We start from the raw sequence: 10,553 nt of genomic DNA on the forward strand, positions 1-10,553 counted from the left end.
GCACCGGCATCCGCCGGGCGCACTAATGAAAAAGATTATCATTACCTATCTGAGATGTGTTGGGGCGAAGGGTTTCCTCGGACGGCCCTCGGGGTTGGGGTCCGTCTCGCCGAGGCAGCGCTCGACACTCGCGGCTGCGCCGCATCGCATCGAGCACTGACAGCCGGGACGGGCCAAAACCACTCAGGGCCTCGTAAGACTCGGCGCCGCCGTGGTCGCGTCCGGTTTCGGCTTGTGTGAAACCCGGGGATGTCGTAAGGCTCGGCGCCGTTCTGTCTGGTTCCGGGGTGTGGGTCGTTCGGGGTCTCGCTGGGTTCGGCGGTACTGTGCGTATACGATCGTGACCGTTTCAGAATGGTTCGTCAGGGCTTCTAGCGGGGGTTTTGGGGAAAAGGTTGCGATATGGTCACGGGGCGGTAGAGTTACCGTCACAACGGATGCCTAAACGTTACGTTTACCGGGCTCGGGACCTGGATTCGTACATGGCATTCGTGAACATGTTGACCGGATAGCGAGGACGGACATTGGCGCACCATCGACTAGGCCCCAGTTCGATCACCGTTATGAGCCTTATCGGTGACGAGGTCCAGGTGCGCCCGCGCCGCCACCGTGCCGCTGCCGGCGCTGCGGAGAAGGTCCGGGCGGCCGCCGGGGCCGCTGTCGCGGCCGGTGCGATCATCGGTACCGCTTCGCAGATCGCGCCCGCGCTCGCCTATGCGGCCCCGCTGCTGCCTGGTGACGGGGACCGGAAATCCGAGCCCGAAGCCGCGCCGGCCGCTCAGGACGTGGCGCAGCCCGTCGCAGAGCAGGCTCGCGAAATGTCCGCGCCCGCCCCGGCGCCCGCGCCCGCTCCGGTGCAGGCCGCTCCGATCGCCGCTCCGGCTCCGGCCGCCGCGCCGTTCGGGTTGAACAATTTGCCGCCCGAGGTCGCCGCACCGCTGGCGCATGCCGAGCAGACCCTCAAACAGCTGCATCAGCAGTTCGCCCCGGCCCCGGTCGTGCGGCCGGTGGCGGGAGTGGTGAGTTCGAGTTACGGCAGCCGCTGGGGTGCCATGCACTACGGCATCGATTTCGCCGACGCGCTGGGCGCACCGATCAAATCGGTCGCCGACGGCACGGTGATCGAAGCCGGGCCCGCCTCCGGCTTCGGGATGTGGGTCCGCGTACTGCACGACGACGGCACCACCGGCGTCTACGGCCATGTGAACGATATCTACGTCGCGGAAGGGCAGCGGGTGAAAGCGGGCGAGGTGATCGCCACCGTCGGTAACCGCGGTCAGTCCACCGGCCCCCACCTGCACCTCGAGATCTGGGACCAGGGCGGGAACAAAATCGATCCGATGAGCTGGATGGCTTCCAAGGGGGTGCCGCTGGAGTGGGGACCCTCGCACTGAGCTCGACAAGCCCGCTCGACCGTCCGATCCTTGCCGGCCCCGCAGGGCTGCAAGGAGACCTACGAACTCCCGGTGTGACCGAACTGGCGGAAATCTTCGAGTCCGATTCGATCCACGGCCGCGTCTACGCGGCCCTGGTGCACCGGCCGCGGTCCGCCGTCGCCGATATCGCGCGGCATACCGGGCTGTCCGAAACCGCTGTGGAAACGGCGCTGGACGAACTGTGTGAGTTGCGCGCGGTGATCCGGCTGGTCGATTCCGACGGCGCCCCGCGCTGGGACGCGCACGCACCGGAATCGCTGTCGGAGGCCGAAGCACGCCGGCGCCGCCAGCAGATCAGCACCATGCACGCCGCCGCGGCCCGGCTCAGCGAAACCTTCCGCTCGGTGCGGCGCGCCCAGGGCTGGAACGGTGCCGTGGTGCCGGTGTTCGAACGGGCCGAACTGCTCGCCGATTTCGAGGCCCTGCACGCGGGCGCCGGATCCAGCGTGAAAATGGTGGATCGCAGCCCCCATATCAGCGATGCCGAACGCGACAGCCGGATCACCGATCTCAAACAGGCCCGGATAGCCGAAGGTGTCCGGTACCGGATCCTCTACCAGGACACGATCTATCAGGACGCGGACCGGTTGCGGAACACGCTGGCCACCAATGCCCGCGGCGCCCAGGCCCGGACGTTGCCGGACCCGCCGTTCAAACTCATCGTCGCCGATGACGAACGTGCCAGCCTGGTACTGCACACCGACGAACGCCGACCCGATCCGATGGCGTTACGGATCGGTGGATCGCCGCTGCTGGATCTGCTGGTGCGCAGCTTCGATGTGCTGTGGACCCTCTCCGCACCCATTTCGGTGCAGCCGGCCGCCGACGAACTCGACGAACGCGACCGGGCCATCCTCACCATGATGAGCATGGGCGCGACCGACGATACGATCGCGCGCCGGCTCGGCATGTCACGGCGCACCGTGGTCCGCCGGACGGCCCGGCTGCTCGAACGACTCGGCGCCAGTACCCGGTTCCAGGCCGGGGTGCAAGCCATCCGCCGCGGTTGGCTGTGAGCTGATCACCCGGGCGGTGGCCGGTCGATCACCGCGGCGAACGCCCGGTCGTTCATGAGCCGACCCTCGGCGGTCCAGGCCGTTATGATGGGCCGCACCGCGCTCGGCCCGGTCAGCACGGGCTTCCGCCGAACGGGCACGCGGGGGCCGTGACCTGGTTCGATGCGAGAGGGTGAATGCACTCGAATGGAAACTGCCCGTCGTTCTTCTCGTGGCAGTCGCCGGCGCCGCTCGGGCAGTCCGCTATTCGGTCAGCTGCTTACCGCCGCGGTCGAATCGGCCGCGGACGAGGTGGCGATTCGCTACAACCCGACGGGTGATCCCGCGGATCAGCGGGAAATGACCTACCGGGAACTCGACGGTGCCTCGTCGCGGCTGGCGCGGGAACTGATCGACCGCGGAATCGGACCGGGCGATGTGGTGGCCATCGCCATCGCGCGCAGCGTGGATTCGGTGCTGTCGGTCTGGGCCGTCGCCAAAACCGGTGCGGCACATGTCTTTCTCGATCCTACCGACCCGCCGGCCCGGATCGGCCGTCTCGTCGCGGACTCCGGTGCCGCCCTCGGGCTCACCACCTCGAAATATCGCCGGGCGCTCGGTCGCGACCTCTACTGGATCGAACTCGACGACCCGGTGCAGGCCCAGCGGATCGCCGGCCGGTCCGGCCGGCCCCTTTCCTATGCCGAACGGGTCCGGCCGCTCGACGAACACCATCCCGCGTACATCGCCTACACCGGCGGAGCCGCGGGGGTGGTGGTCGCGCACGGCGGCCCGGCCACGGTGGTCGCGGCGGTCGCCGAGAGCTACGACATCACCAGTGATTCCCGGGTGGTCCACCGGTGCCCGCCGAATCACGACCTCTCGATTCTGGAACTACTGCTCACCTTCACCGCGGGCGCGACGCTGGTGATCGCCCCGGCGGGCGTGGCCGGCAGCCGCGATCTGGCCGAACTGATCCGCCGCGAGTACGTAACCCATCTGATCTCCACCGCGGCGGCACTGGAATCGGTCGATCCGGCCGGTCTCGGCGAACTCACGCTGGTCGCGGTCGTGGGCGACCGGGTGGGCCCGCAACTGGCCGGCCGCTGGGCGCGCGACCATCATCTCGTCCTGTCCTACGGCCACACCGAGGCCGCGGCCGTCGCCACGCACACCGGACCGGTGTACCCGGGCGACCCGATCACCATCGGCGCCGCGGTGCCCGGGATCGAGGTGTTCGTGCTGGACGCCCGGTTGCGGCCGGTGCCCGCGGGTGAGGTGGGCGAGATCTACCTGGCGGGCCCCGCGCTGGCACAGGGGTATCTGAACCGGCCCGCGCACACCGCCGAACGGTTCGTCGCCGGGCAACTCGCCGGCCGGCCGGGCGCCCGGATGTATCGCACCGGCGATCTGGCACGCCGGGTGGAGACGCCGCGCGGTGTGGAGATCGAATATTTGGGTCGCACCGATTTCCAGCTGACAGTGCACGGTTTCCGGATCGACCCGGGCGAGATCGATGCGGTGCTCACCCGGCACGAGGCAGTCGAGTACGCGGTAACCCTGGGCAAGACGCTGCCGTCGGGGTCGGCGGCGCCGGTGTCGTATGTGCTGCCGCGCGCCGGGCGCGTCGTGGATGCCGATGAACTGCCCGCGTTCCTCGCCGAATCGCTGCCTGCCTATATGGTTCCGGCCGCCTTCGTCATCGTCGACGAACTCCCGCTGACCCCGGTCGGCGATCTCGATCACCGGGCACTGCCGGAACCGGATTTCGGGGAACCGGTGTCCGCCGCGGTATCCGAGGATTCGGTGCTCGGGGATTTTTCGTCCGCCGTAGGACCCGCGCCTGCCCGCGGATTCGAGAATTCATCGCTTGCGGTCGAACCCACGCCTGCCGGATGGCACGGGGACCCCTCGTCCGCCGTCGGGTCCGCACCCGCAGTCGGGTACGAGGTCGCCTCGTCTACGGCCGGGTCCGAGCGTGCTGTGCGGTTGGACGGCTGGTCGTACGCGGTTGAGCCCACGCCGGCCGCGGGGTACGAGGTCTCCGCGGCTGCGGCCGGACCCGCACCTGTCGGCGGGTTCGACGGCTCGTCGCCCGCCGCTGGGTCCACATCTCCCGTGACGTTCGCGGAACCCACGTCCGCCGTGACACTTGATGTGTCCGCGTCTGCCGGGGGATACGGGGAATCCCGGCCCGCTGTGGCGTCCGAGGTGTCCGCACGGACCCGGGCAGCGGAACACGGTGGGCGTGGATACGACGCCGCAGGAGAGTTCGGGGAGCGGGCGGGCGTGGAGTTCGCCCACCACCGAGCCCCGGCGCCCGACCGACTGCGGTGGCAGATCGAGCCGGCCGAGTACGACCGCTGGCGGGTGGTGTATCCGGATCTGGCGGAGATACTTCCGCTGCCGGCGCCCGGTACCGAGCTTTTCTTCCGGTCCCAGCTCGGCGCCGGTGGTGCCGGTGAGCAGACGAGGCTCGTCGCGCTGGAACTGGGTGGGCGGCCCGATATCGATCGGCTGCACCGGGCGGCCCAAGCTCTCGTCGACCGGCACGCGGCGTTGCGCACCGCCTACATCACCACGGCCGACGGCACCCCGGCGCAGGTGGTGACGGCGGCGGCCGAACTGCCGTGGCGGGTCGTCGACGACGTCGGCGACTACGAGATGGCCGATCTGCTGGCGGCCGAGGGACGCACCGAGTTCGCCGTCGATACGGTTCCGCTGCTGCGGATCACGGTGTACCGCACGGTTTCCGGGCGCACCCACCTCGTTCTGGTAGCGCACCGACTGCTGTTCGACAGCCGGTCGACGCCGGGGCTGCTGCGCGATCTGCTGACCCTGTACACGTTCGACGGTGACCCGGCCGCGCTGCCCGCACCACCTGCCTACGGGGACCATGTACGCCGGCTCGCGGACGCGGACACCGAGGCTGCCCGCACCCGCTGGTCGGTTTACCTGGGCGATGCCCGGCCCACCGAATTGGCCGCGGTACTCGCCCCGCCCGCGGAACCGGGTACCGGATCCGGGGAGGTGGACCTCACGCTCGGTGCCGACGAGACGGCGGCCATGGCGGCCTACGCGGCCGAGACCGGCGTCACCGTCGACACCGTGGTACGGGCCGTGTGGGCGTTGCTACTGGCGAGCCTGACCGCGCGTACCGATATCGTCTTCGGCGCCGTGGTGCCGGGCCGGCCACCGGGTACGGGGGAGCCGGCCGGTTTGTTCGACCGGGTGCTGCCGGTGCGCGTCCGGTTCGAACCCGGGTGGACGGTACGCGATCTGCTCACCCTGATGGATTCCGAACAGGCCACCCTCGAACGCCATCATCTCGGCCCGGCCGGTTCCTACCCGGCCCCGGCGCGGCTGTTCGACACCGTGCTGGCGTATGAGCCGAATCCACCGGCCGCGGCCGATTTACGCGACGCGGCGGCCGGGTTCGAGGTCCTCGGCGTAACCACCCGGGCCGGTAGCCACTACCCGGTGACACTCGCAGTGGAATCGGCGGGCCGGCTGCGGCTGTGCGTGCGATACCGGCGCGATACCGTCACCGAAACCTCCGCGCGGGCACTGTCCGCCCTGCTGCACGCGCTGATCGGGCAGTTGCTGGCCGTACCCGCCCGCGCGGCGGTACCGGCCCCCGGCTGGTGGCACGCTCCCGATACCCTCGCCCGGCACGGGGAACTCCCGGCCGACCGGCCCCGGCCGGCCAGCCCTTCCCGGCGCAGCGGCCGGATTCACCGGGAGCTACCGGGTGACCTGCACGACGAGCTGACACGCCTTGCCGGGCAAGTGAATACGAACGATCTCACCGTGGTGCAGGCGGCGCTGGCCGTGCTGTTGGCGCGCTTGTCCGGGAAACGGGAAACCGCGGTGGGCGCGTTCGCGCCGCGGGGTGCCTCGGCCGGACTGTCGGTGCTGCACACCGAGGTGGATCCGGCCGGCGCTTTCGACGCACTGCTGGCGACCGCCCGGGAGGCCGCCACGGCGGCGCACGGCCGGACCGGGCAGGGCGGGGAACGGCTCGGCTATCTGATCGATACGCTGCGGACCGTGGCCGGCCAGCCACCGTTCCGGGTGCTGCTCGCGACCGAGCACGAACCCGGTGCGCTACCGGAAACCTTGGATCTCCGGGTGGATCTGGTGCCCACCGCCGCCGGCGCCACCCTGACCTTCACCTATGCCCGCGATCTGTTCGACCCGCCGACCGTCGCCGATCACGCCGACCGATTGCTCCGGATTCTCACTGCGGTGGCCGGGGATGCCGGTATCAGCGTGGGCGATATCGATCTGCTCGCGCCCGGGGAACGCGACCTCGTACTGCGGGAATGGAACAGCGCCGGAGCCGCGGTCCCGCCGGTGACGCTGATCGACCTGATCGAGGCGCGGGCGCGGCTGAATCCGGACGCCCCGGCCGTGCAATACGGCGAGACCGTCCGGACTTTCGACGAGCTGCTCGAACGCGCCTACCGGGTGGCGCGCGCCGTGATCGAGGTGGGCGCCGGTCCGGAGACCGTGGTGGCGGTGGCGGTCCCGCGCGATGCCGAGTTACCCGCCGCACTACTCGGGGTGCTGCTGACCGGGGCCGCCTACCTGCCGATCGACACCGCCGGACCACGGCAGCGGCCGGAGCCGATCCTCGCCGCGGCGGACCCGGTCGCGGTGCTCACCACCGGTTCGGAACGCGATACGGTGGCATGGGGTGAGTTGCCGGTGGTGCTGTTGGAGGACACCACGGGCTACCCTGCGCAACCGGTCACCGATGCCGACCGGCACGCTGTGCTGCGGCCTGCCGACCTCGCCTGTGTCCTGTATGCCTCCGGTACCGACGGTATCCCCCTGGCTGTCGGGACAACTCATCGCAACGTGGTGGAACTGTTCGCCAACACCCAGCTGCTCTTCGATTTCGACGACGCCGACGTGTGGACGCTGTGCCATTCGATCGCCTCCGGCCTGTCGGTGTGGGAGCTGTGGTGCGCACTCGCCGGCGGTGGTTCGGTGGTGGTGGTCGACGAACCGACCGCCGATTCGCCGGAGCTGTTGCGCGATGTACTGGTTCGCGCGAACGTCACGGTGTTCAATCAGACACCGTCGGCCTTCTACCGTTTCGCCGAGGCCGATCGCGTCGCGCCGGCGGCCGCGTCGATACCGGCGCTGCGCTACGTGGTGCTCGGCGGAGAAGCGCTCGAGCCGCGGGCCTTGCGGGACTGGTACGAGCGCCACCCGTCGCCCACCGGCGGCGACGGGAACGCGCCGTGGCTGGTGAACATGTACGGCCGCACCGAAACCACCGTGCACGCCTCCTTCCTGGCGCTGGACGAACAGCTGGTGGACAACCCCGCCGGGGTGATCGGTCGGGCGCTGCCCGGCCTGGACGCCTATGTGCTGGACGAGCGATTGCGGCCCGCGCCGGTCGGGGCGCCCGGCGAAATCTACGTGGCGGGGGCGCAACTGGCCCGCGGCTACCTCGGCAGCCCCGGGCATACCGCGACCCGCTTCGTGGCCGATCCCTTCGGGGCGCCGGGGTCGCGGATGTATCGATCCGGCGATACCGGCCGGTGGGCGGCGTTCGCCGGACGCGCCAACCTGGAGTACGCCGGTGGCGACAGCGCGTTCCGGACCGAACCGGCAGAACCGGAATCCGCCGCACGCCCGCCCTTCGCCGCGCCGGAGGGACATGCGGAAACCGTGGTCGCCGAAGTATTCGGCGACCTGCTCGGCGTGGACAAAATAGGTGCGGAGGACGATTTCTTCGCGCTCGGCGGTGATTCGCTGCTGGGGAGCCGGGCGGTCGCGCGGATCAACCACGCCTTGGGTGCCGATCTGACGTTCCGCACAGTGTTCGAGGCACCGACGGTGGCCGCGCTGGCGGCCCGGGTGGTCCCCGCCGCCGCGCCACCGCCCCCGCGCCCGCCCTTGGAGCGGGCCGACCGGCCGGAACACATTCCGCTCGCACCGATCCAGCACCGGCTGCTCGACCGGCCCGAGCCGGCGCGCGGTGCCGATCCGGCGCGCGGCAATATCGCGCTGACCGTCGGCCTCACCGGCGCGCTGGACACCTCGGCGCTGCGGTACGCGATATCGGACGTGCTCGAGCGGCACGAACCGCTGCGTACCCGCTACCCGGCGGGTCCGGACGGGCTGCCCTACCAGGACATCCTGCCGGTGGCGCAGGCGTTGCGCGGCGGCGTGGAAACCGCCGAAACCGACGAGATCACCGCCGCGATCGCGCAGCTGCGCGCGGACGCGTTCGATCTGGAAACGGCGGCGCCCATCCGCGGTCTGCTGTTCGGCACCGGCCCCGACGAGCACGTCCTCGCGCTGGTGACGCACGGGATAGCCGCCGACGGCGGGTCGCGCGCGCCGCTGATCCGGGATCTGATGCGGGCATACCTGGCCAGAGTGAGCGGGGAGTCGCCGCGGTGGTCACCGGTATCGGTGCAATATATGGACTATGCGGTCTGGCACCGCGCGGTGCTCGGCGCCGCCGGTGACGAGACCTCGCTGCTGGCACAGCAATTGGACTACTGGCGGCGGCAGCTGCGGGAACCGGACGATATCGCGGAGTTGCCGCTGGACCGGCCGCGCACCGAGCCGGGTTCTGTGCTCGGCGAGGTCACCGAATTCACGGTCGACGCCGAGGTTCACCGTGCACTCGCGGCGGTCGCCGGTGACCTCGACGCCACCGTGTTCATGGTGGTGCACGCCGCGGTGGCCGTCCTGCTGCAGCGGCTGACCGGGGCCGGTGATATCGCGATCGGCACCCGGATCACCGGGCGCGCGGAACCGGGACTCGATGATCTGGTCGGCCGGTTCGCCAATACTCTCGTCCTGCGCACCCGGGTGCGGACCACGCAGACCTTCACCGATTTGCTCGGCCGCGCGCGGGAAACGGAACTGGCCGCATTCGCCCACGCCGATATCCCGTTCGAGCAGGTCGTGGCGGATGTGGCGCCTACCCGGGCGCTGTTCGGCGTACTGCTGTCGATCCGGGATACCGAGCCGACCGTTGTGCAGGTCCCCGGGCTCACGGTTCGCGCGCCGGTGCACGATATGGCGGTCACCGACTACGAGCTGCAGGTCGATCTCGACCCGCGGCGCGAATCCGACGGCGGCGAAGGAGAATTGCGCATCGTACTGACCTACGCCACCGACGTGCTCGACGAGGAGACGGTGCGGTCGTTCGGCGACCGCCTCACGCGCATCCTCACCGTCGTCGCCGCGGATCCGCGGATACGGGTGGGCGATATCGATATCGACGCGGAGCCCCGCCCGATACCCGCGCTCGCGGCGCCACCGGACCGCCCGGAAGACTCCGGATTTCGCGATGCACCAGTGCTTTTCGACGATGCGCCACTGCCCGCCCGACCCGCCGGAACGGCGTCCGCGCAGGCTTCGGCCACCGCTCCCGACGACGCTGCGCCGCGGACCGCGCTCGAAGGTGTTCCGGTGGCCACCGCGGGGACCGCGCTCGCGCGGACGCTCTCGGTCTCGGTGGAAGACGATCCGGCGGCACCCGCGGTCGTCCGCGGCGAGGAGGTGCTGACCTACCAGGAATTGGACGCGCGTTCGTCGCAGCTGGCGCGGGTGTTGATCGCGCGGGGATGCGGGCCGGGTGGCGGGGTGGTGACCGCGCTGGACCGCGGAGCCGATTCGGTGGTCGCCACCTGGGCGGTACTCAAAACCGGGGCAGCGCTCGTCGCCGCCGGCGCCGTGCCGGTGGCGGCGGCCGCGGGCCTGACGGTGCGGGTCGGCCTGGCTGCTTCGCCGGTCCCGCAACAGGCGGGTATCGAGTGGATAGCGTTCGATGATCCGGCGGCCGGCGCGGAAATCGACGCGCAATCACCGCGACCGGTCACCCATGCGCATCGGGTGCGGCCGCTGCGGGGCGCGGCTCCGGTGGTGGTGGATGCCACCGGCCGTCGGGTGAGTTACGACCGGCTCGCCGCCGCGGTGCACCGGGTGCACACCGTCGCCGGGCTGACCTACGAGTCCCGCACCTACCGCCACGGGCCGGGGCCGGGTTGCCGCGGCGGCGCGGGAAAAGTAGGGGGCCGGGGCGCCCGGTGACATGGCGGCGCCGGCCGCGCGTCAACGGTCCTTTCTCCCCGCGCTCGAGGGGATG

The 10,553-nt window shown here is 70.5% G+C and carries 3 protein-coding genes; all 3 read left to right on the plus strand.

All coding sequences use genetic code 11. The features are described from left to right. The first annotated feature begins 563 nt into the window (after nt 1-563). The 3 genes from QH276_RS11500 to QH276_RS11510 all read left to right on the plus strand — a co-directional run bounded on the left by QH276_RS11500 (nt 564) and on the right by QH276_RS11510 (nt 10,498). Nucleotides 564-1,394, plus strand: coding sequence for a M23 family metallopeptidase (locus QH276_RS11500; protein ID WP_280399400.1), 831 nt, complete (start codon nt 564-566; stop codon nt 1,392-1,394). A gap of 74 nt (nt 1,395-1,468) precedes the next feature. Continuing rightward, nucleotides 1,469-2,452, plus strand: a complete 984-nt coding sequence (locus QH276_RS11505; RefSeq protein ID WP_280399399.1) for a LuxR C-terminal-related transcriptional regulator — start codon at nt 1,469-1,471, stop codon at nt 2,450-2,452. A gap of 186 nt (nt 2,453-2,638) precedes the next feature. Next, on the plus strand, nt 2,639-10,498 hold the full coding sequence (locus QH276_RS11510) for an AMP-binding protein (protein WP_280406724.1): 7,860 nt from the start codon (nt 2,639-2,641) through the stop codon (nt 10,496-10,498). The last annotated feature ends 55 nt before the right edge of the window (nt 10,499-10,553 follow it).

Origin of the sequence: Nocardia carnea, assembly GCF_029869215.1 — a bacterium.
GTDB lineage: Bacteria > Actinomycetota > Actinomycetes > Mycobacteriales > Mycobacteriaceae > Nocardia > Nocardia carnea_B.